Genomic DNA, 25,974 nt, shown 5'->3' on the forward strand with positions numbered 1-25,974 from the left:
GCCTGGTCGACCAACCGAGCGAGGTACTGCGGATGGATCGGCGCCTTCGACCGGGACGGGGTGGCCAGCTCGTCGAGCTTGGTCCGGTGACGATTCGGTACGCCAGAAGTGCACTCTCGGCACGCCATAACTACAGATTCGGCCCGCCACAACTGCTGACTCGCCTCGCCAGAACTACAGTTTCGGCGCGCCGTTTCTACTGATTCGGCGGGGCGGGCTCTTCAGATGAGGGGAGGGGCGGGGGTGACGATGCCGGCCTCGGCGTCGGCGGCCTCGATCTCCTCGCGGGAGATGCCGAGGAGGTACATGATCGTGTCGAGGTAGGGGACGTTGATGGCGGTCCCGGCGGCCGATCGCACCGCGGGCTTGGCGTTGTAGGCGATCCCGAGGCCGGCGGCGGCGAGCATGTCGAGGTCGTTGGCGCCGTCGCCGATGGCGACGGTGGCGGCCTCAGGGATGCCGATCTCGGCGGCGAACTCGCGGAGCGCGCGCGCCTTGCCTGCCCGGTCGACGACCTCGCCGACGACCTCGCCGGTGAGCACGCCGTCGACGATCTCGAGCTCGTTGGCGCGGGCGTAGTGGATGCCGAGGTCGGCCGCCAGCCGGTCGGTGATCTGTGAGAACCCACCGGAGACGATGGCGAAGCGGTAGCCGAGACGGCGCAGGGTGCGGACCATCGTCCGCGCGCCGGGGTTCAGCTGCAGCCCGGCATAGACCTCGTCCAGCGCGGTCGCGGGGACACCCTTGAGATACTTCACACGCGCGCGCAGCGACTCCTCGAAGTCGAGCTCGCCGCGCATCGCCGCCTCGGTGACGGAGGCGACCTCCTTCTCGTAGCCTGCGTGGGCGGCGATCATCTCGATCACCTCGCCGTCGATCAGGGTCGAGTCGACGTCCATGACGATCAGGCGCATGCCGCGGCGGACCAGGTTGGCGGGCTGCACCGCGATGTCGACGCCCTGGGCGGCGGCCTCTGCCGCCAGGGTCACCCGCAGCTCGTCGGGTGCGGCGCCGGAGACGTGCAGGTCGAAGGCGGTGACCGGGTAGCGGGCCAGCCGGATGATCCGGTCGATGTTGCCGCCGGCCGAGGCGATGGTGCGTGTCACAGACGCCAACGCGGCCGCCTTCAGTGGCAGCCCGAGCACGGTGACCCGGGCGCGGTCGGCCGGCTCGCGCGGGGTGTCGCCGACGCCCTCCTCGATCTCGACGGTCATGTCGAGGGCGTGGGCGGTCTCCTCGATCGCGTGCTTGAGTGCGTCGATGCTCGCCGCGTCGGCCGGCGCGGTCACCAGCAGCCCGAGCACGAGCCGCGCCCGCAGCACGATCTGCTCGAGGTCGACCACGTCGACCCCGGCCAGTGCGAGCGTCGCCAAGGTGGCCGAGGTCAGCCCGGGACGGTCGTTTCCGGCGAGAGTGATCAGCAGGGTGTCGGGACGCCGCTCCAGCGCGTCGAATTCCTCGGTCATCGCTGCAAAGGATAGTGGAGCCCGAGCCGGTGTCTCAGTCCGGCGGCCACACCTCGGGCGATCCGGCCGCGGTGAGCGCTCTCCGGGCCGCACGGTCGAGCCCGACGAGCGCCTCGCGCCGCCGGAGCATCTCCGCGGCCGACACGGCGCCGCCGTCGTCCTCCAGCGCCACCGCGACGATCTCCCGAGCCTGTACGCCACGGGCCGCGAGCTCCACGCACCGCGCCGGCACCCCAGGGGCTTCCGCCAGCGCGGGCCGGTGACGCAGGTTCATCAACCGGTCGGCGACCTCGGGCCGCCAGCGGGCGACGTCGAGCTCGGCGAGCGCCGTCGCGGACTCACTGAGCGCGAGCCGGAGAGCCCGGTCGGCCTCGCCGACGTCAGGGAGCTGACGGCGCTGGGCGGCGTACGCCTGCCACTCGAGGACCGCGCCGACCCGAACCGGCACGAGCCCGACGCCGGCATCGCTCACCACGGCCTCGCCGGCCTCGAGGGCGGCGTCGTTGAAGGCCTTCGGCCCACCCAGTCCGACCGGGTCACCCTCGGCCGGGAAGGCCACCCCGAGGGCGGTCGCCCCCTCCGTACGCAGCCGACCGAGCCCGCTCACCAAGGTGTCCGCGACTCCCTCGGCCCCGCCGAGCCCGAGCGCCGCGAGCCCGCTGACGGTGTGGGTCGCGTCGGGCCCGATCACCGCGTCCAGCACCAGGTCGGTGACCGCCTCGCCCCGCAGCCAGGCCGTCACCCACCACGCCAGGCGCAGCCCTTCCGGGGTCGCCGCGACGGGCTCAGAATCCTCGACACTCACAGCCGTTCACCCTAAGGGGCCCTATCCCCGAGGCCGAGCACCCCTGCCGATAGATTTGCCGCCATGGCAGCCGTGCTGGAGTTCACCGACGTCACCGTACGCCGCGGGGGCAACGCCCTTCTCGACTCTGTGAGCTGGGTGGTCGAAGAGGATGAGCGCTGGGTGGTCCTGGGCCACAACGGCGCCGGAAAGACCACGCTGCTCCAGGCCGCCGCTGCCCAGCTCCATCCGACCTCGGGCACCGTGAAGGTGCTCGGCGAGCAGATCGGCAGCATCGACGTCTTCGAGCTGCGCCCGCGCATCGGACTCACCTCCGCAGCGCTCGCCGACCGGATCCCGCGCAACGAGCTGGTCCGCGACGTAGTGGTGAGCGCCTCCTACGGCGTCGTCGGGCGCTGGCGCGAGCACTACGACGACCTCGACCACGACCGTGCCCAGGAGCTGCTGATCGAGGTCGGCATCAAGCACCTCGGCGAGCGCCGGTTCGGCACCCTCTCCGAGGGCGAGCGCAAGCGCGTGCAGCTGGCCCGGGCCCTGATGGTCGACCCCGAGATGCTGCTCCTCGACGAGCCTGCGGCCGGTCTCGACCTGGGCGGACGTGAGGATCTCGTCTCCACGCTGTCGACGCTCGCCTACGACCCCGACAGCCCGGCCACCGTGCTCGTCTCGCACCACGTCGAGGAGATCCCGCCCGGCTTCAGCCACGTCCTGATGATGCGGGCCGGCCGGATCACTGCCCAGGGGCTCATCCAGGACACTCTGACCTCGGCCAACCTCTCCAAGACCTTCGGCATGCCGCTCGAGCTGGAGGAGAGCGAGGGCCGCTACTGGGCCAAGCGCCGCGCCCGCCACACCCGGTAGACCGAACGTTAAGAAGTCGGTACCCGAACCTCCCCACAAGGTGTGGTCTGTGTGGATAGGGTGACGCCATGGACTGGCAGGACTGGGATTGGGCACTCTGGACGGGACTCGGGGCGCTGCTCGTCGTCGGCGAGCTCTTCAGCCTGGACCTGATCCTGCTGATGCTCGCCACGGGCGCCTTCGCGGGCGCACTGACTGGCGCGTTCACCGACAGCTTCGTGCTCCAGGCGATCGTCGCGCTGGTGGTCTCGGTCTCCATGCTCGCGGTCGTACGACCCGGGCTGGCCAAACGGCTCCACAACGGCCCGGAGATCCAGATCGGCGCGGAGAAGATGATCGGTGCCCAGGCCGTCTCGACCGTCGAGATCAGCGCCCACAAACCTGGGCAGCTCAAGTTCGACGGCGAGATCTGGACGGCTCAGCCCTACGACGAGACCCTCGTGATCGCGCCCGGCACGCCGGTCGAGGTCCTCGAGATCAGAGGAGCGACCGCGTACGTCCATCCTCTCCCGGAGCTCGGGACCCTGTAGCTCTCGGGCAACTGACGCAACTGAACTAGACAAGGACTGATTGGCAATGGGTGGCATCATCCTGGCCCTACTGGTCATCTTGGCGGTGCTGGTTATCACCACGCTGGCCAAGACGATCAAGATCATCCCGCAGGCGCGGGTCGGCATCGTGGAGCGCTTCGGCAAGTTCCAGTCGAAGCGAGACCCCGGTCTGAACGCGGTGATCCCGTTCGTCGACAAGGTGCGCTACATGATCGACATGCGTGAGCAGGTCGTCGCGTTCGCGCCGCAGCCGGTGATCACCGAGGACAACCTGACCGTCTCGATCGACACGGTCATCTACTTCCAGGTCAACGACCCGGTCGCCGCGACGTACGAGATCGCCAACTACATCCAGGCCGTCGAGCAGCTCACCATGACGACTCTGCGAAACATCGTCGGTGGCATGACCCTCGAGGAGACGCTGACCAGCCGCGAGCAGATCAACACCGGCCTCTCGATCGTGCTCGACGAGGCCACCGGCCGCTGGGGCATCAAGGTCAAGCGCGTCGAGATCAAGTCGATCGACCCGCCCATGTCCATCAAGGACGCGATGGAGAAGCAGATGCGCGCCGACCGTGACAAGCGGGCGGCGATCCTCACCGCCGAGGGTCAGCGCCAGTCCGCGATCCTGTCGGCGGAGGGAAACAAGCAGTCCGCCATCCTCAACGCCGAGGGTCAGCGTGAGTCGCAGATCCTCTCGGCGCAGGCCGACCGTGAGGCCGCGATCCTGCGCGCCCAGGGTGAGGGCCAGGCCATCCAGACCGTCTTCCAGGCGATCCACGACGGCCGTCCCGACCAGTCGCTGCTGGCCTATCAGTACCTCCAGATGATGCCGAAGATCGCCGAGGGCGACGCCAACAAGGTGTGGATCGTCCCGAGCGAGATCGGCAAGGCGCTCGAGGGCCTCGGGTCGACGATGAACAGCCTCCAGGGCATCCCCGACGAGGTCGAGGGCCCGGTCAAGCGCGTCGACATGGGCTCTGCCGAGCCGACGATCGACCTCGAGCAGTCCTCCGCGGCCGCCGCCGTCAAGGAGGCGCTCGCCGAGGCCAAGGAGGCGCAGGCCCCCAACCGGCCGAAGCCTCCCGTCGAGCCGACGGAATAGTGTCCGGAGACTGAGTGGATCTTCTCCAAGCCGCCCTCATCCTGCTCGCCGGGGTGGGGGCGGGCACCATCAATGCCGCTGTCGGGTCGGGGACGCTGATCACGTTCCCGACCCTGCTGGCGTTCGGCGTACCTCCGGTCGTCGCCAACGTGTCCAACACGATCGGCCTGGTGCCGGGTTCGTTGGCCGGCGCCTGGGGCTACCGTCGTGAGCTCGCCGGGCAGCGCGCCCGGATCCTGCGGTTCGGGGTCGCGGCGCTGATCGGCGGCGCGGTCGGCGGCATCCTGCTGCTGGTGCTGCCGGCGGGAGCGTTCGAGGCGATCGTCCCGGTTCTGATCGGGCTCGGGGTGGTCCTGGTGATCACCGGGCCGCGCATCTCCCAGTGGGTCGCCAAGCGACACGGCGACCTGCCAGACGATGGTAGCGAACGCTGGTGGGTCTGGCCGGCGGTCGCTCTGCTCGGCGTCTACGGCGGCTACTTCGGTGCCGCTCAGGGCGTGCTGATGATCGCGATCATCGGGATCGGGATCGCCGAGTCGCTGCAGCGGCTCAACGCGCTCAAGAACGTCCTGGTCGCGATCGCCAACGGGATCTCCGGGCTGCTCTTCGCCCTCGTGGCCGACGTCGACTGGACGATCGCAGCGCTGATCGCCGTGGGTGCAACGATCGGCGGCCTGCTCGGCGCGAGGATCGGCCGTCGGCTGCCGCCCAACGTGCTCCGCGGTGTGATCGTCGTGGTCGGCGTCACGGCGCTGGTCGCCTTCCTGCTGGACTGACCCCGGCTGGCGCTGCCCGGGGCTGGGCCGGGTCTGATGGGATAGGTCCCATGGAGCTCTACGAGGCGATGCGGACCACCCATGCCGTACGCGACTTCACCGATGACCCGCTGAGCGACGAGGTCCTCGCCAGGATCCTGGACAACGCCCGCTTCGCGCCCTCCGGCGGCAACCGGCAGGGCGCCCACGTCGTGGTCGTGCGCAGCCAGGAGAACCGCGAGCGTCTGGTCGAGCTGAGCGCGACGGGTGCTCGCAGATACCTCGCGCAGCAGTCGGCGGGGGAGATGCCGTGGAACACCATTCACCCGAGCGCGGTCACCGAGGAGCAGATCGCCGCGACCCGGGTCCCGCGCGCGATGACCGAGCCGCTGCTCACCGCTGCGGTGGTGCTCGTCTTCCTCGTCGACCTCGGTGTGGTCGCCTCCATCGACTCCGAGCTCGACCGCGTCGGGGTCGTCTCCGGCGCCTCGGTCTACCCGCTGGTGTGGAACACCCTCCTGGCCGCGCACGAGGAGGGCTTCGGCGGGGTCATCACTACGATGGCCGTCGCGGAGGAGCCGGCGCTCCTCGACCTTCTCGGCGCTCCCGAGGGCTACGCCGTCGCGGCGGTCGTCCCGCTGGGGAAGCCGGTCAAGCAGCTCACCAGGCTCAGCCGGCAGCCGGTCGAGGAGTTCGTCACCCTGGAGACGTACGCAGGGAAGCCACTGACAGACGACTGATGGCGGGGTCCCAGGGACCCCGCCATCAGCTCAGTTCTTCGAGGATCAGCCCTTGTCGGACGGAGCCTCACCAGGCTCGGACGCCGAGGCGGCCTCGGAGCTGGAGCCGTTGCTGTGGTCGTCCTCGACGACCGCGAGCGCGAAGTCGTCGCCGTGCTCGGTGACACCGGTGATGACGGCCTGCTCGACCGCCTCCGCGGCGTACTGTCCACGCACGATCAACGGATCGGTCTGCAGGTCCTTCTGCAGCGAGACCGCGAGCCCGACCATGATCACCGTGAACGGCAGCGCCGCCACGATCGTGATCGTCTGCAGACCGGAGAGCGCGTCCGCGCCACCGGCGATCAGCCCCAGGATGGCCACGACACCGGTCGCGACACCCCAGAAGATGACAGTGGGCCGCTTGGGCTCCTCGACGCCACGCTCGGAGAGCGTGCCCATCACGATCGAGGCCGCGTCGGCACCGGAGACGAAGAAGATCGCCACCAGGACCATGACCAGGACGCTCATGACCGTCGCCAGCGGGAACTGGTCGAGGGTGGTGAACAGCTGAGACTCGACCCCGCCGAGACCGGCGATGTCGACCGCGCCGTCACGCTGCAGGTCGATGGCGGTGCCACCCAGGATGGCGAACCAGATCACGCTGACCGCGCTGGGGACCAGGAGCACGCCGGCGACGAACTGCCGGATGGTGCGACCACGCGAGATCCGCGCGATGAACATGCCGACGAACGGCGTCCACGAGATCCACCAGGCCCAGTAGAAGATGGTCCAAGAACCGAGCCACGCGGAGGTCTCCGCGCCGCCGACACCCGTGCGTGCCGACATCTGGGCGAGGTCACCGATGTAGGTGCCGAGCGAGGTCGGGATCAGGTCGAGGATGAAGACCGTCGGGCCGACCACGAACAGGAACACCGCGAGGAACAGAGCCAGCACCATGTTGATGTTGGAGAGCCACTGGATGCCCTTGGCCACACCCGAGACCGCGGAAATCACGAAGCAGATCGTCAGGACCACGATGATCCCGATGAGGACGTTGTTGCCGACCTCGCCGAGCCCGGCCACGATCCGCAGGCCGCTCTCGATCTGGATCGCGCCCGTGCCGAGCGAGGTGGCGGAACCGAACAGAGTCGCGAAGATGGCGAAGATGTCGATCGCCTTGCCCGCCGGCCCTTCGACGGTCTTCTTGCCGAGCAGCGGCGTGAAGGCCGAGGAGATCAGGCTGACGCGACCCTTGCGGTAGGCGCCGTAGCCGATCGCCAGACCCACGACCGCGTAGATCGCCCACGGGTGCAGCGTCCAGTGGAACATGGTCGTCGCCATGGCCGTCTGGATGGCCTCCGGGTTGCCCGCTTCGCCGGTGCCCGGAGGTGGAGTGACGAAGTGCGAGATCGGCTCGCTGACGCCGTAGAACATCAGGCCGATGCCCATGCCGGCGCTGAACATCATCGCGATCCAGGAAGCCGTCTTGAACTCCGGCTTCTCGTCGTCGCGGCCCAAGGGGATGTTGCCGTACTTGCTGACGGCGAGCCAGATGATGTAGATGACGAAACCGCTGGCAGTCAGGACGAAGAACCAGCCGGCCTTGTCCAGCACCCAGCCAAGGGCGTTGTTGGCTACCGAGCTCAATCCGTCGGTATTGATGAAGCCCCAAGCCATGAACGCGATGGCGATGGCGGCAGCAATACGAAGACGACCCAGTCGATGCCTTTGCGGCGGTCCTGTTCGCTCGAGATCGGCAGGTCCAGTGCGGGGTGGGGCACCACGTCGCCTGTGGGGGACTTGATGAGGCCGGTGGGTTTTTGATGATCAGATTGATTCCGACCGTCTGTCTTCTTGTCAGAAGTCACACTGTTGTCTTCCGCTGAGGGATCTGGAACCCAAGCACCCTAACTCGCAGGCCCTTTGCTTTCCGATCGCAGGGGCCCACCGCGGTGGTAGCGACGAAGGGCGGCACCCCGGGACCCGGAGTGCCGCCCAAAGCCTCGAGCGAGGCCTGACGAAGCTAGTCCTTCGTGGCGTCCGACTTCTCGCGCAGGTGCTGTGCCACCCGCTCAGCGAGCCAGCGGCGCTCCTCCTTCTCGGCGACCCGAGCCTCAGCCAGCAGGGCCTTGGCGGTGGCGATACACATACCCACCATCACGATGCTGAAGGGCAGCGCCAACAGGATCGCCATGGTCTGGAGTGCACCCAACGGGTTGACGTCGGGGTCGGTTGCCTGGGCGGTGAGGCCCACGTAGAGCAGCACAGCGGCGATCGCGCCCTCCATGCATGCCCAGAACGCCCGGCTCCATCGGGGCGGGTTGAGATCGCCGCCGGTGGAGAGCATGTCCACCACGAACGAGCCCGAGTCGGAGCTGGTCACGAAGAAGATCACGATCAGTACGATCGCGACGACGCTGGTGACCGCCGCACCCGGCAGCACATCGAGCAGCTGGAACAGCGCGGTATTGGTGTCTACGCCCGCCTCCGCGTCCACGATGCCGCCACCCTGGAAGATCTCCCGGTAGATCGCCGTGCCACCGAGGACCGAGAACCACAGGAAGGTGACCAGGGACGGGACCAGCAGTACGCCGGCGACGAACTCGCGGACGGTGCGGCCCCGGGAGATGCGCGCGATGAACACGCCCACGAAGGGCGCCCAGCTCATCCACCAGCCCCAGTAGAAGGTGGTCCACCCGCCGACCCAAGCGGCGCCGTCCTCCTCGAAGGGGCGTCCGTTGAACGCCAACGAGAAGAAGTTCTGCAGGTAGGAGCCGATCTGGGTGAAGAAGTCGGTGAGGATGAAGACGGTCGGGCCGACGATCAGGATGAAGACCACGAACCCCACGGCGAGGCCCATGTTGATGTTCGAGAGCCACTTGATGCCCTTGTCGACGCCGGTGAGCACCGAGACCAGCGCGATCGCGGTGATCACGATGATCAGGCCGATGAGCAGCCACTTGTCAGGCTCGTCGACCCAGCCGAGGTAGCCGAAGCCCGCGCCGATCTGACTGACGCCGAGGCCCAGCGAGGTCGCGACCCCGAAGAGGGTGCCGAGGATGGCGATCACGTCGATGACGTCGCCGAGGAAGCCCTTGACCAGCTTCTCGCCGAGCAGCGGCTCGAGCGCCCAGCGAATCGAGATGGGCAGTCCGCGCCGATGCACGGCGTACGCGACGGCGAGACCGACCACGACGTAGATAGCCCACGCGTGCAGGCCCCAGTGCAGGAAGGTGACGTCCATCGCCGTACGCGCACGCTCGGCCGGGGTGTCCGGTGCCGTCCCCGGTGGCGGCGAGGTGAAGTGGTTGAGCGGCTCGGCGACGCCCCAGAAGACCAGGCCGATCCCCATGCCCGCCGCGAAGAGCATCGCGAACCACGAGCTGAGGTGGAACTCCGGCTCTTCGTCATCCTTGCCGAGGACGATGCTGCCGATCCGGGGGGAGAGCGCCATCCAGAGGGCGAAGAAGACGAAGCCGGTGACGATGGCGATGTACCACCAGCCGAGGTTGCCGATCACCGAGCTGTTCGCGTCGCCGATCCAGCCGCCCATCTGTTTGGGCCAGATAGCGGTGACCACCACGAAGACGACCAGCAGTCCCGCGGCGGGGAAGAATACCGACGGCTTGGGAATCAGCGGCTTCGTGGTTGGGGGCACATGCTCTTCGGGCGTAGCGCCGCCAGGGTTTGTACTCATCTGATCGGTCATTGAGACGTCTCTCGTGTTGGGTACGAAGCGCCATCACCGTACTCGGGTAGGAGCCGGTCCGAAGACCTCCCCGCCTGTTTCGGCAGTTCAGATGAGATCTGTTATCCAATAGAAACCCTCTGACCCCCGCTGGACAGGCCTCCGCCCCGCCCTCAGACCCCGTACGCCGCCAGCCAGCGCTCGATCTCCGCGTACGCCTGCTTGCGGACATCGGGGCGAGACAGGATCACGTCGTGTTTCGCGCCGGGGACCGCGACATAGGTGACGTGGCGGCCGATGGCGGTCGACCAGCGGCGGATCTGGCGCACGTCGAGCACGATGTCGGTGGAGTGGACGATCTCGCCCATCGCCTTGGGCTTGCTGGAACGGTCGGAGGAGAGCACCAGCACGGGCGCCTTCACGTCCAGGCCCCGGTGGAGCCTGGCGTGGCCGTCGCGGATCGCCTTGAGCCAGCCGAGCCGGATCGGGTAGGAGCCCACCGGCTTGAGCCCGAGGTCGAACTCCCACTCGCCGTCGTGGTCGACGTGGAGCGACATCGTGTAGAAGCCGCTCACGTCACGACCCAGCTCACGCATCGGGGCTCGGTGGCCGATCCGGCGCACCACCGGCGTTGCCAGCTCCCGCAGCAGGAACGATCCCTGCAGGTCGAGCCACGGGGAGTTGAGCACCATCCCGGCCAAGGCGTCGGGCTGGCGGTCGTGAGCCCACAGCGAGACCGTCAGCCCGCCGGTGGAGTGGGCGCTGAGCATGATGTGGGAGTGACCGTCGCGCTCGGTGATGCGCTCCCAGGCGGCGTCGATCTCGTCGAAGTACTCGGAGAGATCCCCGATGTACGTCCCTGACTGGTGCTCGAGGAGCGAGCGACCGTACTTGCGCAGGTCCAGGGCGTAGAAGTCGTAGCCGCGCGCGGTCCACCACTCGGCGTACTCCTTCTGGAAGAAGTAGTCGGAGAAGCCGTGGACGTAGAGGACGGCACCCTTCGCGTCGCCGTCGGCGTCCCGCTTGACCAGCGTGGCCACGACCGTGCCCTCGAAGTCGTCCGAGAGCTCGATGGTCTCGACTGTGTAGGGCTCACCGAGTACGTCGATCGTCATGAACGTATCTTCTCACCAGAACCCAGGAGTGAGCCGCATACGGTCACCACACCTCGACGGGCAGGCCCCACGAGCCGAGCTCCTCGACGACCAGGTTCTTCAGGTGACCCAGGTCGGGCATCCGGTCGGGCTCGGCGGCGACCAGGTTGAGCGTCGTACGCGGCCCCGACTGGATCAGCCAGGAGATGATCCCGCCGCCGGCGTCGTAGGCGTCCTGGGCGGTCGCGTTCTGGTAACCGGCGAGCCCGGCCACGAGGCCTACGTTCTCGCCCATCGCATAGCGGTAGTCGTCGGGGAGCCGGGGCAGGTTGGAGGCCATGCACGCCGCGGCCGGCGGCTGGGGGAGCCTGTCGAGGACCGCGTCGGGGAGCATCTGCATCATCGCCAGCGGGACCGGCACGAGGCCCGGCCCCGCCTGGCCGAGGCGGATGTAGGCCGCCTTGGAGAGCTTCTTGATCTCGGCGAGGTCTCGTCTGTCCAGCACGTCGCGAGGCACCTCGACCATGGCCACGCGCGTCGAGTTGGCGCGTACGTCCCCAGGTTGGAAGTCACTCATCGGCAGCGAGACCGGGACGTCGCCACGGTCGACCGGAACATGATCGATGCGGACGAGCAGGTCGGCGACCACGTTGATGAACCAGGCGTTGGTCGAGCCGCCGTGCTCGGCGGCGATCTTCGTCATCGTCTCGGTGTCGAACTCGGCGATCATCCGAGGCATCCGCCAGGCTGCCGGGTCCGGGTTCGGGGTGGTCGTCGGGTAGACGCGAGGCGCCTTGGCGGCGACTGCGGCGGTGCCGTCCTTCTTGGCCCGGTGACGTGCCTTGGCCCAGTCCCGGACCGCGCGCCACTGCGCGCGGCTGTCGGCCGCCTCGGCGCGAAGCCGGTGCCAGCCCGTGGTGGGCGCGGGCGGAAGGCGCAGCGGCTCGCCGCGCGAGGCCCGACAGACTGCGTCCAGCACAGAGCCGCCGTCGCCGACCGCATGGGCGAGCAGCAGCGAGACGACCGAGGTGCCGTCGTCGAGGTTGATCGCGGTGAGCCGGTGGGTCAGGCCCTCGTGCGGGTCGAGGTGGTCGCCGTGGCGCTCCTGGAGCCAGTCGGTGATCTCACCGGCCGGGAGGGTCTCGTCGTAGAGCTCGATCGACGGCTCCCCATCGGCGTTGGTCCACAGGTCGCGGGCGCCCGGGAGCCTCGCCCGGTGCAGCCTCCGCGAGAGCCCGCCCTCGGCCAGGCCGGCGGCGATGTGACGGAGCCGGTCGGCGTCGTAGGGATCGTCGAGCCGCCAGATCCACTGGTTGGCGATCGGGCTGCCGAGACCGCGATGGCGTCGGGCGAAGAGGTCATCGGCGAACTGCAGGCGGCCGGAGTTGTCGATCGGTGCACGGGTGGCAGCGGGCATGGGGGTCCTCGAGATAGGGCGGGCGGCCGGGCGAAGGCGGGGCGATGGCGCGCGCAGGGGGAGTAAATCGAAGTTGGCATCTCATGTAAACCCCCAGGGATAGCAAAGGTCGTGTGGTGATTCCCACGTCCGAGAGGGTCGAGTTCGGGGGCTGTGCTGTGTGCACAATGGACACCGACATGTGAGGACATCTGCTGTCGTCACAGGCGGGTCGCCTTCTCGGGCTACGGCGTTCTTGAGGTTCGTTCAGCTTCCTGAGATGGCCCTTTGCCGCAACGAGCCCCCACCTCAGAGAGGAACTCCACCTCCGATGGAGTACACCGAGCTGTCCGCGTACGACGTACCCCCGGGCGAGGCGACCGCGTGGATCCCCACCGCGTCGCCGAGCGCCTGGAGCGACGACGACCGCCGGCTGTCCCACAACCACGAGCTGCACCTCGACACCGCCGAGGTTGGTGCCTGGATCGGCTCGATCATGCGGTTGCCCGGGGCGCTCGACCACGCGGCGCTGAACCTCGCGCTGCGGGCCTGGATCGGACGCCACGAGGCGCTGCGCGGCACCGCCGAGGAGACCCTGGCCGGCCGCCGGCGTCGTACGGTCGCCCCTGCCGACGTGTCGGTGCGCGCCACCGGCCTGGGCTGGTTCGACGCCACGGACGCCCGGTCCCGCCTCTCGGACCTCCTCTCCGATCACATCGACCCGAAGGCCTGGCCCTATGTCGTGTTCGTGACGGTGGCCGATGCCGACGGCTTCACCCTCGCCTTCGGTGCCGACCACGGAGTCATGGACGCCTACTCCCAGCTGCTCTGGTTCGAGGAGATCGCCACGCTCTACGAGCGGGCGCGGGCCGGCGAGCCGTTCGCGGAGCTGGCCGAGACCGCGGCCGGCAGCCACCTCGACCACGCCGCGGACGAGCGGGTCACCGGTGAGGCGATGTCGGTGGAGAGCGAGTCGGTGCGGGCCTGGCGCGACTGGTTGACGACCTCTGATGGCACCTTGCGGTTCGCCGACTTCCCGGTCCCGGGCATCACCGACGTAGCCGCCTCTGCGGCACCGCTGCCGCAGGCCGGCCTGTCGCAGTGGCTCGGCGACCACCGTCAGGCACGAGTCCTGGGTGAGCTGTGCAAGGGTGTCGGCGTCGGGTTCCAGGCCGGGATGATGGGCGCGATGGCCTACGTCCTGCGCGCCCAGCACGGCGTCGAGCGGATGCGTTTCGTGGCGCCCATGCACACCCGCCACACCGCTGAGTACGCCACCGCCGTCGGCTGGTACGTCGGCCTCGCGCCGGTCACCCTCGACATCACCGGCGCCGAGACGCTGCCCGAGGTCGCTGCCCGCGTCCAGGCCGCGCTCGCGGAGTCGAAGCCGCTGGTCCGGCAGCCGTTCGCGCGGGTCGCGGAGCTACTCGACGTCGACGACGCCCCGCACTTCGTGGTCACCTTCGTCGACACCCGCTTCACCCCCGGAGCCGAGCGCTGGAACGACTGGCAGGCGCGTACGCTGCGGGCCCCTGTCCGTGCCGACGACGAGGTCTACCTGTGGCTCGTGCGTGACCGGGACGGCCTCAACGTCTCGACGCGCTACCCGGAGACGGTCGCCGCCGAGCGGGTAGTACGGAGCCTGATCAGCGGGATGAGCGCGCTCGTCGACGAGATCGCGCATCCCGAGGCCGCTGAGCTGGAGGGGACGGCATGAGCGAGCGCGGGCTGACGACGGAGACGGCGGCATGAGGATCGGGGCGCTCGCGGAGCTGGCGCCGAGGCCCGGCCGAGTGGTCGTGCTGCGCCCGACCCCGGAGTGTCAGGCCGCGGCCGACGCCGCGCCGGTCTCGCCCGGCGCACCCTCGTTCCTGCAGGCCGACCATCTCGACGCCTATCGAGCCAAGGTCGCTGCCGGCGGAGCGCACCGGGCTTGGACCGGCACCGCGGGCGAGTTCGACGCCGACTTCTTCGAATCTGCCTACGCTGCGGCGCTGACCGCGTTCGTGCGTCGTCACGAGGGCCTGCGGACCTGGTTCGACCTCTCCGGGGAAGCGCCCGTGCGGCGGCTCGTGCCGACCGAGGCGATCGCGTTCGAGGCCGTCGAGGTCGAGGCGCCTGCCGACTGGTCGACCGGCTGGGAGTCGTTGCTGGTCAGCCTGTGGGACGAGCAGTGCCGTCCTGACTCCTGGACGCCGTTCCTCCTGGGCGCGATCGTGCACGAGGAGGGCTTCACCTACTTCTGGGGCTGCGACCACGCCTTCACCGACGGAGCCTCGCAGCTGATGGTCCCGGCCGAGCTCGGTGCCGCCTATGCCGAAGCGCTGGGGGCCGACGTCGAGCCGTTGCCCGAGGCGGGCAGCTTCGTGACGTACGCAGCCGACGAACAGCGGCTGGCCGCCGAGTGCGACTCGGAGACACCGGCGGTGCGCGAGTGGGTCGACATCGTCTCGCGTCACGGCGGGCGGCTGCCGCGGTTCCCGGTCTCCCTGGGACTGTCCGCGGGCGAGACCGCGCCGGTCCGGATCCGCCGCTGGACCGCTCTCGAGGGTGCCGAGGTGGACGCGCTCGAGGAGCTCTGCCGTGCCGCCGGTGGCAGGTTCACCAGCGGTGTCTTCGCGCTCCTCGCCCATGCCGAGCAGCGTCTGACCGGCAGCTCGGACTATCTGGGGATCACCGTGCTGGGCACGCGGTCGCCGCAGACCGCGACGTCGCACGGCTGGTTCTGCAACTTCGGCCCGGTCTCGTTGGCTCTGGGGGAGACCTTCGCGGAGACCGTGCGCGCGGCGGAGGTCGCCTTCGGGACCGCCCGCGAGCTGGCCCGGACCCCGGTCCACGTCCCTCTGGGCGCGATGGTCGCCGGCGGGGTGCTCTCGCCGAGCGAGCTGACCAGCCCGCAGATGGTCTCCTATCTCGACGTGCGCAAGTTCCCCGGCGCCGGGACCGTGCCGTTCGACACCGGGCTGCACTTCACCGGCGAGGGGCGCACCGCCAACGCGAACCTGTGGGTCAACCGCTTCGCCGACCGCTTCGAGCTGGCCACGCAGAGCCCTGACACCGAGCCGGGCGGGAGCGCCGTCGCGACCTACTTCGAAGCCGTCCATGACGTGCTCGCCGATCTCGGCCTGTCGGTACGTCCCGTCGAGGCCGCCGCGTCCGGTGGTCGAGCCTGTCGAGACCTCCCTGCCGGCCAGCCCACCGGGGCCGAGCATGCTGGTCACGACCGCTGACCTGTGGGCGCCGCGGCCGGGAACGCTGCTGCGCTGGGACGTCTCCGCGCCGGCGAGCGGCGCGCCGGCGACGCTCTCGCTCAACCAGCGCAACCATCTCGCCGGAGCCATGGCAGGGGCGCCGACCGTCTGGCTGGCAGCGGCCTTCGACGTCGACGGCCCGATCGACCCAGTCGCGCTCACGAGCACCTGGCGAGCCTTCGTGGCCCGCCACAGCAGCCTCCAGCTCGAGGTCATCGCCGGGCCTGAGGGTCTACGGGCCCGTCGGCACCGACCAGCCGCGCTGACATGGTCGCTCACCTCGGTCGGTCCCACCGGATCCGGCGAGGAGACGCGGGACGCGTTGCGTGCCGCCCTCGACGAGCGGTGCGCACCGCTCGGCTATCCCGCCTTCCTCCCGGCCGCGATCTCCCGCGCGGACCGCTCCACGATCGTCCTCGGTATGGACCACCTGCACTGTGACGCCCACTCGGTCGCCGTCGCGGTCGAGGAGCTCGCAGACCTCTACGCCGCCTTCGCCGAGGGCGCCGAGCCCGCGCTGCCGGTCGTCGGATCGTTCCTGGAGGCGGTCGAGCAGGGCTACGACGGACCCGCACGCGTCGACCCCGAGGACCCGTTGCTGCGCGGCTGGGGCGATTACCTCGGCCGCCGCGGCCACGAGCTGCCGACCTTCCCGCTGCCGCTCGGCCTCGAGTCGGGGGAACGGGCTGCCCAGGCCACTGTCGTGGCTCCGCTGGCCGACGCTGCCCTGATGGACCGCATCGGCTCCCGCGCCCGCAGGAGCGGTGCCTCGACCTACGGCGCCGTCCTCGCCGCCCTCGCCACCGCGATCGCGGATCTCGGCGGCGGTGAGCGGCTGGACACACTGGCGCCGGTCTCCACCCGCTTTGCGGAGCCGTTGACCAGATCGATCGGCTGGTACACCACCACCGTCCCGCTCACCGTGCCCGCCTCGCTCACCGCCGCCGGTCTGGCCGAGGCCGGCGAGGCGGTCCGTCATGGCGTACGCCTCGCGTCGGTGCCGCTCGACCAGGTCATCGGCTCGCTCCCCGAGCCACTGGTGCAGACCCGCTACGACGTCTTCGTCGTCTCCTGGATCGACTACCGCCACGTCCCCGGCGGCTCGGCCCACCTCGAGCGCGACGCGCAGCACATCTCCGCCTCGGCTCTGGCCGACGACGTACAGATCTGGTTCTCCCGCACTCACACCGGCCTCGCCGTCCGGATCCGCCATCCCGACACGGCGACCGCCTCGGCGTCGGTCAGCGGGCTCCTGGACCGGCTGGAGCACACGCTCGTAGAGCTCGGAACATCTGCCGAGTCGGCGCATCCTGACCAAAACCATCGCCGAGTCGGCGCGTCATGACGAGCCGACTCGGCGGAGATCTTGGTCAGGATGAGCCGACTCAGCGCAGATAGAGCTGTCGGATGACGTCTTCGATGTCGGGTTCGTGGATGGAGAGGTCGGCGACGTCGTACGCAGCGGCGACCTGCGCCACCAGCGGCGCGGCGGAGGCGCCGGCGGGGAAGGCGAGCCACTGGCGGGGGCCCTCGACATTCACGACCCGAGCGCCCTCGATCGCGATCGGGGAGGCCTCGTCGACGAGGTCGACGACGAGGGTACGGGAGGCGTCGCCGGTCGCTCGCAGGGCGGGCAGCGGGCCGTCGAAGACGGCGGTGCCGTGGTCGATGACGATGACCCGGTCGCACAGCGCCTCGATGTCCTGCAGGTCGTGCGTGGTGAGCATCAGGGTCGTGCGCCGTTCGTGGTTGAGGGCCCGCAGGAACTCGCGCAGCCGCCCCTTGGAGATCACGTCGAGACCGATCGTCGGCTCGTCGAGGTAGAGGATCTCGGGGTCGTGGAGCAGCGCCGCGGCGATGTCACCGCGCATCCGCTGGCCCAGGCTGAGCTGCCGCACCGGGGTGTCCATCAGATCGCCGAGGTCGAGCAGCGCGACGTGGTCCTCCAGGTTGCGACGGAAGGTCTGGTCCGGGATCCGGTAGATCCGCCGCAGCAGCTCGAAGGAGTCGCGCAGCGGCAGGTCCCACCACAGCGACGTACGCTGCCCGAAGACCACCCCGATCCGCCGGGCCAGCTCGCGGCGCTGTCGTGAGGGCTCGAGCCCGGCGACGCGTACGTGCCCGGACGAAGGCACCAGGATCCCGGTCAGCATCTTGATGGTGGTCGACTTACCCGCGCCGTTGGGGCCGATGTAGCCGACCATCTCGCCGGCCTCGATGTCGAAGGAGAGGTCGTGCACGGCGTGCTTCACCACGGACGTACGTCTGAAGGCACCCGCACGCTTGCGGATCGTGAACTCGCGGGACAGGTCCCGCACCTCGATCAGTGCCACATCAGCTCCCGGTGGATCGATAACGACGGAGCCCCTGGCGCCACACGAGCGTGGTGACGCCGACCAGCACCAGCGCGGCCAGGGGCGAGGCGAAGCGGAACCAGTCCGGGGAGCCGAACGGGTCGGTGCGGCCGAGCAGGAACAGGCACGGGTACCAGTTCACGAAGGCCAGCGGCAGCAGGTAGGTCAAGGACCTGACGACCTCGCGCGGGAAGATCGTCATCGGATACTGCATGATCGTGTTGCCGCCGTAGGTGAAGGCGTTGGCGAACTCCGAGGCGTCGGTGGTCCAGAACTGGACCGTCGAGAAGGTCACGAACGCGCAGAAGTAGATGACCACGCCGGAGAGCAGCGCCACCACGAGCACGAACAGACGCTGCGGCGTCCAGTCCACGATCGGCGCCGCCCACGCGAAGACCGCGACACCCTGGGCGATCTGGCCGAGCCGGCGCAGCTCGAACCGGTCGGCGCACAGCTGCACCAGCACCGGGACCGGCTTGGTCATCATCGCGTCGAGGTCCCCGCTGCGTACCTTTTGGCCGATCTTCTCCACACTCCCGACCAGCATGTCGGCGACGCGGAACGCGATCGAGGTGAGCCCGTAGAGCAGCGCGATCTCGCGCAGCGTGAAGCCGCCGTAGGTGTCGACGTGGGTGAACATCAGCCAGATCGCCACGAAGTCGAGGAAGGTGATCAGCACGCCCCCGACCAACATCGTCCAGAACGAGACCGGATAGGCCATCGCCGCCCGGATCCACAGCAGCGCGATGAGCCAGTAGGAGCGAACCGCATGAGCGAGGTAAGCCGCAGGCGTGTCGGTATCAGCCACCCTGGACCACCACCCTCCGGGTCGCCGCGCGCAGCACGAGAGCGCACGTCGCCAGGAGCACGACCGCCCACAGCACCTGCAGCCCGATCGCGGCGATCATGTCGAGCCCGGTGTGGCGACCCAGCCAGATGTCGGCCGGGGTCTGGATGTAGGAGGCGAACGGCAGGGCGAGCGCGACCTGGCGTAGACCGTCGGGGAAGAGGTTGAGGGGCAGGGTCAGCCCGCTGAAGAAGGTGGCCAGCACGCTCAGCAGCACCCGCGGCCCGGTGGCGTCCAGGAGCCAGAAGGCGCTGGCGGCGAAGAGAAACCGGATGGCGAAGCTCACCACCACGGCGAGGACGACGCTGACCATGAACGCGGCCGCGCCGGCGGGGGAGGGGGCGACGAGCCCGAAGAGCAAGGCGCCGACGATCGCCGGCGCCACGCCTCGGGTCGCGAAGTGGTAGAGCCCGCGGCCGAGGTCGGCGGCGAGATACCAGCCGAGGACGCTGACGGGGCGGTAGAGGTCGACGGCGATGTCGCCGGTGCGGATCCGTTCGGCGAGGTCGTCGGTCGAGCCGCCGCTCCACAGCGCGACGGTCATCAGCAGGGCCTGCCCGATCCAGACGAAGGTGACGGCCTGGGCGGCCTCGTAGCCGCCGGCCGACGGGTTCTGCTCCCACAGCGCCAGATAGGCGAAGCTGAGGATGATCCCGAAGACCGAGTTGGTGAAGATCCCGGCGAACGTGGCCGCGGTGTAGGTGGAGTAGCGGCGGAAGGACCGGGTCGCGATCGCGGCGTACAGGCTGATCTGTGGATGCAGCGGCCCGGACATCTGACGTACGTTGGCACAACGGGGCCCGCGTACGCCAAGGGGTTTCCTGGAATAACGTTGGTCGGGCGACTGTTTGCCGAGTAGTTCGGATTTCAACTACCGTGGATCGAGAGAGTCTCGGGCCACGAAAGGGGCAGGGAACATGGGTATGCAGTTCGGCATCTTCACCGTCGGCGACGTGACGACGGACCCGACGACCGGCAGGACCCCGACCGAGCACGAGCGGATCAAGGCGACCGTCGAGATCGCGAAGCACGCCGAGGAGGTGGGCCTGGACGTCTTCGCGACCGGTGAGCACCACAACCCGCCGTTCATCGCCTCCAACCCGACTGCGACGCTGGCCTACATCGGCGCGCAGACCGAGCGCATCATCCTGAGCACCGCGACCACGCTGATCACCACCACCGACCCGGTGCTGATCGCGGAGGACTACGCCAAGATCCAGCACCTGACCGACGGCCGTGTCGACCTGATGATGGGCCGCGGCAACACCGGCCCGGTCTACCCCTGGTTCGGCAAGGACATCCGCCAGGGCATCAACCTGGCGATCGAGAACTACGCCCTGCTGCGCCGGCTGTGGAGCGAGGACGTCGTCGACTGGTCCGGCCGGTTCCGTACGCCGCTGCAGGGCTACACCTCGACACCGCGGCCTCTGGACGGGGTGGCTCCGTTCGTCTGGCACGGCTCGATCCGCTCGCCGGAGATCGCCGAACAGGCTGCGTACTATGGCGACGGCTTCTTCCACAACCACATCTTCTGGCCGGCCTCGCACACCAAGCAGATGGTGCAGGTCTACCGCCAGCGCTTCGAGCACTACGGCCACGGCACCGCCGACCAGGCGATCGTGGGTCTGGGCGGGCAGTTCTTCATGCGGCCCAGCTCCCAGGACGCGGTCGACGAGTTCCGGCCCTACTTCGACAACGCGCCGGTCTACGGCCACGGACCCTCGCTGGAGGACTTCTCCGAGGCCACCCCGCTGACCGTCGGCTCGCCGCAGCAGGTCATCGAGCGGACGCTCTCGTTCCGTGAGTACGTCGGTGACTACCAGCGCCAGCTCTTCCTGCTCGACCACGCCGGGCTGCCGTTGAAGACGGTGCTGGAGCAGCTCGACCTCTACGGCGAGATCCTTCCGACCCTGCGCGCGGAGTTCGCCAAGCTCCGCAAGCCCGGTGTCCCGGACGCCCCGACCCACGCCTCTCTGGTGGCGAAGGCCGGCGGCGGGAAGGACTCGACCGTCTACGCCGAGGTCGACTCCGCCACCGGCTCGTCCGACCGCGACCTAGAAGACCCTGAGGTCGCCAAGGTCCTCGAGGGGGAGCTGTGACAAAGATCGTGGTGGTCTCCGCGGGACTCTCGGTCCCGTCCTCGACCAGGCTGCTCGCCGACATGCTCGGCGAGGCGACGACCCGGGCCGTGCAGGCCCGGGGCGCCGAGGTCGAGGTCGAGCACATCGAGCTGCGAGGCCTGGCCCACGAGCTGACCGACAACCTGCTCACCGGGTTCGCCAAGCCGGCGCTCCAGGCGGCCATCGACCAGGTGCGCCGTGCCGACGGCGTCATCGCGGTGACACCGGTCTTCTCTGCGTCGTACTCGGGCCTGTTCAAGACGTTCTTCGACGTGCTCGAGCAGGGCGTTCTCGACGCCAAGCCGGTGCTGGTCGCCGCGACGGCCGGCACCGTCCGGCACTCGCTGGTGCTCGAGCACGCGCTGCGGCCGCTCTTCGCCTACCTGCACGCCGTGGTCGTGCCGACCGGCGTGTTCGCCGCGACGGAGGACTTCGCCGGGGGCCCGGAGCTCGCGAAGCGGGTCGACCGAGCTGCCGCCGAGCTGGCCGCTCTGCTGGCCGTCTCCGATGCCGCGCCCGGCCCGGCACCCCAGCGGGCGCTGGTGGAGGACGAGTTCGCCAGTCCGACCTCATTCGAGACGCTGCTCAAACGCGCCTCCGAGGGGCCGCAGCAGTTCTGACCCGCGGTTTCTTTCGGGGGCGTCGGTGCGAACACGGGGCGCGAGATCCCGGGGGTTTGCGGTGGCGTGCGACAGAATGCGTGTCGACCGCTACCCCGAACTGCGAGCGGAGCCGTTGTGCACAGCTATGAGCCGAGCGTCGTCGTTGCCGACGAGTCGCCTCTCCTTCGTGCTGGACTCACGGCCCTGCTTGCGCGCGGTGGCTACCAGGTGGTCGCCGACGCCGCGGACGCAGAGGGGCTCATCCAGGCCGCCACCGACACGCTGCCGACGCTGGTGGTGACCGATGCGCGGCTGGGTGAGGGTCTGGCCGACGAGGGTATCCGAGCCGCGCTCCGGCTGCACGAGAAGGTGCCGGAGATGGGCATCGTCGTGCTCGCCGACTCGGTCGACACGGCCTACGCCGCCTCGGCCTTCGCCAGCACCGGCACCGGCGGCCTCGGCTACCTGCGCAAGTCACGCGTACGCACCGTCCCGCACTTCTTCGACGTCGTCGGCCGAGTGGCGTCGGGTGAGGTCGTCGTCGACCCCGAGGTCATCTCGCGGATGGTCGAGGCGTCGCCGGACGCCGATGCCGAGGCGATGGGGAGGCTGACGATGCGGCAGAGTGAGGTGCTGGGCCTGATCCACGCCGGGTTTCCCGAGCGGGCGATCATCGGCAGGCTGTTCAGCGGACGACGGCAGTTCGAGCAGTGTCTGAGCGAGATGTTCCTCGCATTAGGGCTGTCTTCCGACGTCGAGCATCGACGTACGCCGACGCCGCTGACCCATCTCTCCTGAGACTGCTGAGTCGCGTGGGGCCCGGGTGACCCGGGCCCCACGCGCGTCTCAGTGCTGGTAGGTGCCCACCAGGACGGCGCGGGCCAGCGCCTTGAAGGCCAGGTTGAAGGAGACGACAGCGGGGGTGACCTCGTCGTTCACCCCCAGCGTCTCCTCGCCGACGGCGTGGACCACGAAGTAGTAGCGGTGGACCTGGTCGCCGGCAGGAGGTGCGGCACCGCCGAACTCCTTGGTGCCGAAGTCGGAGGCGACGTGGAACGCCTTGCCCGGAAGCTCGGCGCTCCCGGCACCGGCGCCGGCGGGGAGCTCGGTCACGTCGGCGGGGACGTCGACCAGCGCCCAGTGCCAGAACCCGCTGGGGGTGGGCGCGTCGGGGTCGAAGCAGGTGATGACGTACGACTTCGTCCCCTCCGGCGCTCCGCTCCAGGCGAGCTGCGGGGAGGTGTTGCCGCCGTCGTGGACCTGGTCCTGCTTCAGCGGTTGGCCATCCGACACGTCCGCGCTGGTCAGCGTGAAGGAGGGGAGGGCGGGCATGAGCGAGTAGGGATCCGGCTTCACCGGGCGATCGAGTGCCATGTTCACCAACGTAGTCCGCGAATCGACCCGTTGTCAGGGCACGCCCGGGTGTTGGGCGAGGATGTACCCATGAGTTCAGAGCACGTCGTTCCCTACCCCGCCGGCCTCATCCTCGAGGGGCGGAGGGTGGTCGTCGTCGGCGGTGGCCGAGTCGCGCAGCGGCGGGTGCCCGCTCTGATCGCCGCGGGGGCGCGGGTCGAGGTCGTCTCGCCGTCGCTGACGCCCGCGCTCGAGGGCCTGCTCGGCTCGGGCGAGATCACCTGGCACCAGGCCCGCTTCTCGGCCGACGTGCTCGACGGCGCCTGGTACGTCATCGCCGCGGCCCAGCACGCCGACGTCAACGAAGCGGTCTCGGTCGCCGCCGAGGAGCGTCGGATCTTCTGCGTACGCTCCGACGACGGCACGCAGGCCACCGCCTGGACCCCGGCGACCGGCCACGACGGCGACCTGACCATCGCTGTGCTCGCCAACCGTGACCCGCGGCGCTCCGCGGGTGTTCGCGACCGGATCCTCGACGGCCTGCGCTCCGGTGAGCTGATGGCGCCGCATGAGCGTGAGCGGGTGGCCGGAGTGACCCTGGTCGGTGGCGGTCCGGGACATCCAGGGCTGATCTCCGTCGCCGGGCGCAAGGCCCTGATGGAGGCCGACATCGTCGTCGCCGACCGGCTGGCGCCGCGAGAGCTGCTCTCCGAGCTGCCCGCCGACGTCGAGCTCGTCGACGTCGCCAAGCTTCCCCGTGGCCGCTCGGCGCAGCAGGAGGAGATCAACCGGATCATCGTCGAGGCGGCCAAGGCGGGGAAGGCGGTCGCGCGCTTCAAGGGCGGCGACAACTTCATCTTCGGGCGCGGCTTCGAGGAGGTCCTGGCCTGCCGGGAGGCCGGCGTCCCGGTGCACGTCATCCCCGGCCTGACCTCGCCGGTGACGGTGCCCGGCGTCGCCGGGATCCCCGTGACCCACCGCGGCGTCGCGCACGAGTTCACCGTCATCTCCGGCCACGTCCCGCCCGACGACCCCACCTCGCTGACCAACTGGCCCGCCGTCGCCGGTCTGGGCGGCACCCTCGTACTCCTCATGGCCGTCCAAAACGCTCCCGCGATCGCGACCGCCCTGCTCGACGGCGGCCGCGCCCCGGGCACCCCCGTCGCGGTCATCTGCGACGGCACGATGCCCACGGAGCGTACGGTCCTGGCGACTCTCGAGACCCTCGAGAAGGTTCTGGTCGACGAGAACGTCCAGCCCCCGGCGATCATCGTCATCGGTGAGGTCGTCCGCGTCGCCCACCCGGACTCCTTCTAGTATTCGGGTCGGCGCGGCGTCGACTCGTTGCCATGAGTAGGCGCCTACGGTCGACGCATGGATGTGGCGCGTTGTCGTAGCGGTGAACTGCCTCTCGTTGATCGCATTTGTGCGATGATCGCATGGATGCGATCATGAGAATGGAGGTCGAGCTCCACGACGAGGTCGTGAGATGGCTGGACTCTCTGAGTGATGAAGAGTGGGGGCGGGTCGTGGTGATCGTGGATCGGCTGGCGGACATGGGCCCTCGTGCCCGGAGGCCGCTCTCGCGGAGCTTGGGCGAGGGGCTCTTCGAGCTCCGCTTCACTCTGGGGTCGACTGCCCGCAGGATCACCTACAGATTCACGAACGACGCACGGATCATTCTTCTGACGACCGTTCACAAGCAACGAGACAATGAGCGCGGTGAGGTCGCCAGGGCCCGGAAGGCCGCAGCCGAATGTGCTCGGCGTTATCCCTAGGAGAGCAACGATGGCGAACTACTCCCGCTGGTCCGAGGTTCGGTCCGAGCGTCCGGCTCCGTCCGACGATATCCGGGCGAGCGTCGAGCAGGATCTTGCTCTCGGCCAGCTGATCTACGACCTGCGTACGGAAGCAGGGCTGAGTCAGCGCGAGCTGGCCTCGAGGATGGGCACGACGCAGTCGGTCATCTCCCGACTCGAGGAAGGCGGCGGGGCGCGCAACCGGATCGACACCCTGGCCCGGGTTGCTACCGCACTCGGACGCCACCTGGTCCTTTCCTTCCCCGAGGAAGTGCCCGGGGACATGAAGGACTCGGTGCAGGTCGCCTGACCCATGGTTGAGCTGATCGAGATCTCCGACCCAGCCGACCCGCGGCTCGCCGACTACCGCGACCTGCGCGACGTCGAGCTGCGCAAGTCGATGGAGTCGTCCGAGGGCCTCTTCCTGGCTGAGGGGGAGAAGGTCGTACGTCGCGCGGTGGCGGGCGGCTTCGAGCCGCGGTCGTTCCTGATGGCACCGAAGTGGCTCGACGGGCTCTCCGACGTGCTCGCCACGACCGATGCGCCGTGCTACGTGATGAGCGAGAAGGCGGCCGAGGAGGTCACCGGGTTCCATGTGCACCGCGGTGCGCTGGCGTCGCTGAAGCGGCGACCGCTGCCGTCGGTCGACTCCGTGCTCGCGGGTGCCCGCTCGGTGCTCGTGCTCGAGGACATCGTCGACCACACCAACGTAGGCGCGATCTTCCGGTCGGGCGCGGCGCTCGGGTTCGACGCGGTGCTGCTGGCACCCCGCTGCGCCGACCCGCTCTACCGGCGCTCGATCAAGGTCGCGATGGGCGCCGTCTTCGCACTGCCGTGGACCCGCCTGCCGGACTGGTACGAAGCGCTCCCGACCCTCTCCGCCGCCGGCTTCACCACCGTCGCCCTCACGCTGGCCGACGACGCGGTTGACATCGAGAAGGCCGTCGAAGGCGTCGACAAGGTCGCCCTCGTCCTGGGCTCCGAGGGCCACGGCATCTCCCCGCGCTGGCAGCAGGCCTCCGACCGCCGCGCCATCATCCCGATGTCCGCCGGCATCGACTCCCTCAACGTAGCCGCCGCCACCGCCGTCGCCTGCTACGTCACCGCCCGCCGCTAACCCGCCGAGACTGTAGTTGTGGGCGACGACGCTGGTCACCGCGCTGACCGGCGTCGGCATCGGTGCGCTCGGCGCGCTCTCCCTCTCC

Annotated in this window: 25 protein-coding genes; 15 read left to right on the top strand and 10 right to left on the bottom strand. The window is 69.3% G+C overall.

Annotation, left to right across the window (positions count from 1 at the left end; genetic code table 11):
* Positions 1-221 precede the first annotated feature (221 nt).
* Both serB and ABZZ22_RS23420 read right to left on the bottom strand, forming a co-directional pair.
* Entirely contained in the window at positions 222-1,466 is a 1,245-nt protein-coding gene (gene serB / locus ABZZ22_RS23415) for a phosphoserine phosphatase SerB (RefSeq protein WP_179658310.1), read from the bottom strand.
* Between the two features lie 34 nt (positions 1,467-1,500).
* Positions 1,501-2,271, bottom strand: a complete 771-nt coding sequence (locus ABZZ22_RS23420) for a hypothetical protein (RefSeq protein WP_354936676.1) — start codon at positions 2,269-2,271, stop codon at positions 1,501-1,503.
* 63 nt (positions 2,272-2,334) lie between these two features.
* On the opposite strand from ABZZ22_RS23420, the gene ABZZ22_RS23425 reads away from it, so the two are divergent.
* The 5 genes from ABZZ22_RS23425 (at position 2,335) to ABZZ22_RS23445 (ending at position 6,283) form a co-directional block, all read left to right on the top strand.
* Positions 2,335-3,132, top strand: a complete 798-nt coding sequence (locus ABZZ22_RS23425; RefSeq protein WP_354936679.1) for an ABC transporter ATP-binding protein — start codon at positions 2,335-2,337, stop codon at positions 3,130-3,132.
* 68 nt (positions 3,133-3,200) lie between these two features.
* Positions 3,201-3,662, top strand: coding sequence for an NfeD family protein (locus tag ABZZ22_RS23430; protein ID WP_292649636.1), 462 nt, complete (start codon positions 3,201-3,203; stop codon positions 3,660-3,662).
* Between the two features lie 46 nt (positions 3,663-3,708).
* A complete protein-coding gene (locus ABZZ22_RS23435) occupies positions 3,709-4,788 on the top strand; it encodes an SPFH domain-containing protein (protein ID WP_292649634.1) in 1,080 nt (359 codons plus the stop codon).
* A 14-nt stretch (positions 4,789-4,802) separates the two neighbouring features.
* The gene (locus ABZZ22_RS23440) at positions 4,803-5,564 is read left to right on the top strand and encodes a sulfite exporter TauE/SafE family protein (protein WP_354936684.1); all 762 of its coding nucleotides are present in this window, start codon (positions 4,803-4,805) and stop codon (positions 5,562-5,564) included.
* A 50-nt stretch (positions 5,565-5,614) separates the two neighbouring features.
* Positions 5,615-6,283, top strand: coding sequence for a nitroreductase family protein (locus ABZZ22_RS23445; protein WP_354936687.1), 669 nt, complete (start codon positions 5,615-5,617; stop codon positions 6,281-6,283).
* Between the two features lie 45 nt (positions 6,284-6,328).
* On the opposite strand, the gene ABZZ22_RS23450 is transcribed toward ABZZ22_RS23445, so the two are convergent.
* From ABZZ22_RS23450 to ABZZ22_RS23465, 4 genes are all read right to left on the bottom strand, one after another.
* On the bottom strand, positions 6,329-7,942 hold the full coding sequence (locus ABZZ22_RS23450) for a BCCT family transporter (protein ID WP_354936690.1): 1,614 nt from the start codon (positions 7,940-7,942) through the stop codon (positions 6,329-6,331).
* A gap of 346 nt (positions 7,943-8,288) precedes the next feature.
* Positions 8,289-9,962: a BCCT family transporter gene (locus ABZZ22_RS23455; RefSeq protein ID WP_354936693.1), complete on the bottom strand. Its 1,674-nt coding sequence runs from the start codon at positions 9,960-9,962 to the stop codon at positions 8,289-8,291.
* Between the two features lie 164 nt (positions 9,963-10,126).
* Positions 10,127-11,068 carry an alpha/beta hydrolase gene (locus tag ABZZ22_RS23460; RefSeq protein WP_354936696.1) on the bottom strand — a complete coding sequence of 314 codons (942 nt, stop codon included), beginning with the start codon at positions 11,066-11,068 and terminating at the stop codon, positions 10,127-10,129.
* Positions 11,069-11,111: 43 nt separating this feature from the next.
* The gene (locus ABZZ22_RS23465; protein WP_354936699.1) at positions 11,112-12,464 is read right to left on the bottom strand and encodes a hypothetical protein; all 1,353 of its coding nucleotides are present in this window, start codon (positions 12,462-12,464) and stop codon (positions 11,112-11,114) included.
* Between the two features lie 310 nt (positions 12,465-12,774).
* On the opposite strand from ABZZ22_RS23465, the gene ABZZ22_RS23470 reads away from it, so the two are divergent.
* The 3 genes from ABZZ22_RS23470 to ABZZ22_RS23480 are packed head-to-tail and all read left to right on the top strand — an operon-like array spanning position 12,775 to position 17,039.
* Positions 12,775-14,160, top strand: coding sequence for a condensation domain-containing protein (locus ABZZ22_RS23470; RefSeq protein ID WP_354936702.1), 1,386 nt, complete (start codon positions 12,775-12,777; stop codon positions 14,158-14,160).
* Positions 14,161-14,191: 31 nt separating this feature from the next.
* The gene (locus ABZZ22_RS23475; RefSeq protein WP_354936705.1) at positions 14,192-15,673 is read left to right on the top strand and encodes a condensation domain-containing protein; all 1,482 of its coding nucleotides are present in this window, start codon (positions 14,192-14,194) and stop codon (positions 15,671-15,673) included.
* Entirely contained in the window at positions 15,654-17,039 is a 1,386-nt protein-coding gene (locus ABZZ22_RS23480; RefSeq protein WP_354936708.1) for a condensation domain-containing protein, read from the top strand. Before ABZZ22_RS23475 ends, ABZZ22_RS23480 begins: the two co-directional genes overlap by 20 nt.
* Positions 17,040-17,079: 40 nt before the next feature.
* On the opposite strand, the gene ABZZ22_RS23485 is transcribed toward ABZZ22_RS23480, so the two are convergent.
* From ABZZ22_RS23485 to ABZZ22_RS23495, 3 genes are read right to left on the bottom strand one after another with little or no spacing between them, the layout of a single operon-like run.
* A complete protein-coding gene (locus ABZZ22_RS23485; protein ID WP_354936711.1) occupies positions 17,080-18,027 on the bottom strand; it encodes an ATP-binding cassette domain-containing protein in 948 nt (315 codons plus the stop codon).
* Position 18,028: 1 nt separating this feature from the next.
* Positions 18,029-18,856, bottom strand: a complete 828-nt coding sequence (locus ABZZ22_RS23490; protein ID WP_354936714.1) for an ABC transporter permease — start codon at positions 18,854-18,856, stop codon at positions 18,029-18,031.
* Positions 18,849-19,670, bottom strand: coding sequence for an ABC-2 family transporter protein (locus ABZZ22_RS23495; RefSeq protein WP_354936717.1), 822 nt, complete (start codon positions 19,668-19,670; stop codon positions 18,849-18,851). The genes ABZZ22_RS23490 and ABZZ22_RS23495 overlap by 8 nt, the downstream gene beginning before the upstream one ends.
* A gap of 148 nt (positions 19,671-19,818) precedes the next feature.
* Here ABZZ22_RS23495 and ABZZ22_RS23500 point away from each other — a divergent pair, with 148 nt between their 5' ends.
* The 3 genes from ABZZ22_RS23500 (at position 19,819) to ABZZ22_RS23510 (ending at position 22,415) form a co-directional block, all read left to right on the top strand.
* The gene (locus ABZZ22_RS23500; protein ID WP_354936741.1) at positions 19,819-20,994 is read left to right on the top strand and encodes an LLM class flavin-dependent oxidoreductase; all 1,176 of its coding nucleotides are present in this window, start codon (positions 19,819-19,821) and stop codon (positions 20,992-20,994) included.
* Positions 20,991-21,635 (top strand): FMN reductase, encoded by a 645-nt coding sequence (locus ABZZ22_RS23505; RefSeq protein ID WP_354936720.1) that lies wholly within the window; start codon positions 20,991-20,993, stop codon positions 21,633-21,635. Before ABZZ22_RS23500 ends, ABZZ22_RS23505 begins: the two co-directional genes overlap by 4 nt.
* Before the next feature lie 117 nt (positions 21,636-21,752).
* Positions 21,753-22,415, top strand: coding sequence for a response regulator transcription factor (locus tag ABZZ22_RS23510; protein WP_354936723.1), 663 nt, complete (start codon positions 21,753-21,755; stop codon positions 22,413-22,415).
* 48 nt (positions 22,416-22,463) lie between these two features.
* On the opposite strand, the gene ABZZ22_RS23515 is transcribed toward ABZZ22_RS23510, so the two are convergent.
* Complete coding sequence (locus ABZZ22_RS23515) at positions 22,464-22,991, bottom strand: YbhB/YbcL family Raf kinase inhibitor-like protein (RefSeq protein WP_354936726.1); 528 nt, start codon at positions 22,989-22,991, stop codon at positions 22,464-22,466.
* A 69-nt stretch (positions 22,992-23,060) separates the two neighbouring features.
* On the opposite strand from ABZZ22_RS23515, the gene cobA reads away from it, so the two are divergent.
* The 4 genes from cobA (at position 23,061) to ABZZ22_RS23535 (ending at position 25,886) form a co-directional block, all read left to right on the top strand.
* The gene (gene cobA, locus ABZZ22_RS23520; RefSeq protein WP_354936729.1) at positions 23,061-24,287 is read left to right on the top strand and encodes a uroporphyrinogen-III C-methyltransferase; all 1,227 of its coding nucleotides are present in this window, start codon (positions 23,061-23,063) and stop codon (positions 24,285-24,287) included.
* Positions 24,288-24,409: 122 nt separating this feature from the next.
* The gene (locus ABZZ22_RS23525) at positions 24,410-24,748 is read left to right on the top strand and encodes a type II toxin-antitoxin system RelE/ParE family toxin (RefSeq protein WP_354936732.1); all 339 of its coding nucleotides are present in this window, start codon (positions 24,410-24,412) and stop codon (positions 24,746-24,748) included.
* A 10-nt stretch (positions 24,749-24,758) separates the two neighbouring features.
* Positions 24,759-25,079, top strand: a complete 321-nt coding sequence (locus ABZZ22_RS23530) for a helix-turn-helix transcriptional regulator (RefSeq protein ID WP_354936735.1) — start codon at positions 24,759-24,761, stop codon at positions 25,077-25,079.
* A gap of 3 nt (positions 25,080-25,082) precedes the next feature.
* Positions 25,083-25,886: an RNA methyltransferase gene (locus ABZZ22_RS23535; RefSeq protein ID WP_354936738.1), complete on the top strand. Its 804-nt coding sequence runs from the start codon at positions 25,083-25,085 to the stop codon at positions 25,884-25,886.
* Positions 25,887-25,974: the final 88 nt, after the last annotated feature.

Origin of the sequence: Nocardioides sp. NPDC006273 (assembly GCF_040613495.1) — a bacterium.
GTDB lineage: Bacteria > Actinomycetota > Actinomycetes > Propionibacteriales > Nocardioidaceae > Nocardioides.

What these genes read in the sequence shown, in the direction of transcription:
- ABZZ22_RS23475 (WP_354936705.1), top strand. Translation starts at nt 14,192, where the DNA reads ATGAGGATCGGGGCGCTCGCGGAGCTGGCGCCGAGGCCCGGCCGAGTG.
- ABZZ22_RS23500 (WP_354936741.1), top strand. Translation starts at nt 19,819, where the DNA reads ATGCAGTTCGGCATCTTCACCGTCGGCGACGTGACGACGGACCCGACG.
- ABZZ22_RS23435 (WP_292649634.1), top strand. Translation starts at nt 3,709, where the DNA reads ATGGGTGGCATCATCCTGGCCCTACTGGTCATCTTGGCGGTGCTGGTT.
- cobA (WP_354936729.1), top strand. Translation starts at nt 23,061, where the DNA reads ATGAGTTCAGAGCACGTCGTTCCCTACCCCGCCGGCCTCATCCTCGAG.
- ABZZ22_RS23430 (WP_292649636.1), top strand. Translation starts at nt 3,201, where the DNA reads ATGGACTGGCAGGACTGGGATTGGGCACTCTGGACGGGACTCGGGGCG.
- ABZZ22_RS23530 (WP_354936735.1), top strand. Translation starts at nt 24,759, where the DNA reads ATGGCGAACTACTCCCGCTGGTCCGAGGTTCGGTCCGAGCGTCCGGCT.
- ABZZ22_RS23515 (WP_354936726.1), bottom strand. Translation starts at nt 22,991, where the DNA reads ATGGCACTCGATCGCCCGGTGAAGCCGGATCCCTACTCGCTCATGCCC.
- ABZZ22_RS23535 (WP_354936738.1), top strand. Translation starts at nt 25,083, where the DNA reads ATGGTTGAGCTGATCGAGATCTCCGACCCAGCCGACCCGCGGCTCGCC.
- ABZZ22_RS23460 (WP_354936696.1), bottom strand. Translation starts at nt 11,068, where the DNA reads ATGACGATCGACGTACTCGGTGAGCCCTACACAGTCGAGACCATCGAG.
- ABZZ22_RS23450 (WP_354936690.1), bottom strand. Translation starts at nt 7,942, where the DNA reads ATGGCTTGGGGCTTCATCAATACCGACGGATTGAGCTCGGTAGCCAAC.
- ABZZ22_RS23525 (WP_354936732.1), top strand. Translation starts at nt 24,410, where the DNA reads ATGGATGCGATCATGAGAATGGAGGTCGAGCTCCACGACGAGGTCGTG.
- ABZZ22_RS23455 (WP_354936693.1), bottom strand. Translation starts at nt 9,962, where the DNA reads ATGAGTACAAACCCTGGCGGCGCTACGCCCGAAGAGCATGTGCCCCCA.
- ABZZ22_RS23445 (WP_354936687.1), top strand. Translation starts at nt 5,615, where the DNA reads ATGGAGCTCTACGAGGCGATGCGGACCACCCATGCCGTACGCGACTTC.
- serB (WP_179658310.1), bottom strand. Translation starts at nt 1,466, where the DNA reads ATGACCGAGGAATTCGACGCGCTGGAGCGGCGTCCCGACACCCTGCTG.
- ABZZ22_RS23465 (WP_354936699.1), bottom strand. Translation starts at nt 12,464, where the DNA reads ATGCCCGCTGCCACCCGTGCACCGATCGACAACTCCGGCCGCCTGCAG.
- ABZZ22_RS23425 (WP_354936679.1), top strand. Translation starts at nt 2,335, where the DNA reads ATGGCAGCCGTGCTGGAGTTCACCGACGTCACCGTACGCCGCGGGGGC.
- ABZZ22_RS23470 (WP_354936702.1), top strand. Translation starts at nt 12,775, where the DNA reads ATGGAGTACACCGAGCTGTCCGCGTACGACGTACCCCCGGGCGAGGCG.
- ABZZ22_RS23480 (WP_354936708.1), top strand. Translation starts at nt 15,654, where the DNA reads ATGCTGGTCACGACCGCTGACCTGTGGGCGCCGCGGCCGGGAACGCTG.
- ABZZ22_RS23495 (WP_354936717.1), bottom strand. Translation starts at nt 19,670, where the DNA reads ATGTCCGGGCCGCTGCATCCACAGATCAGCCTGTACGCCGCGATCGCG.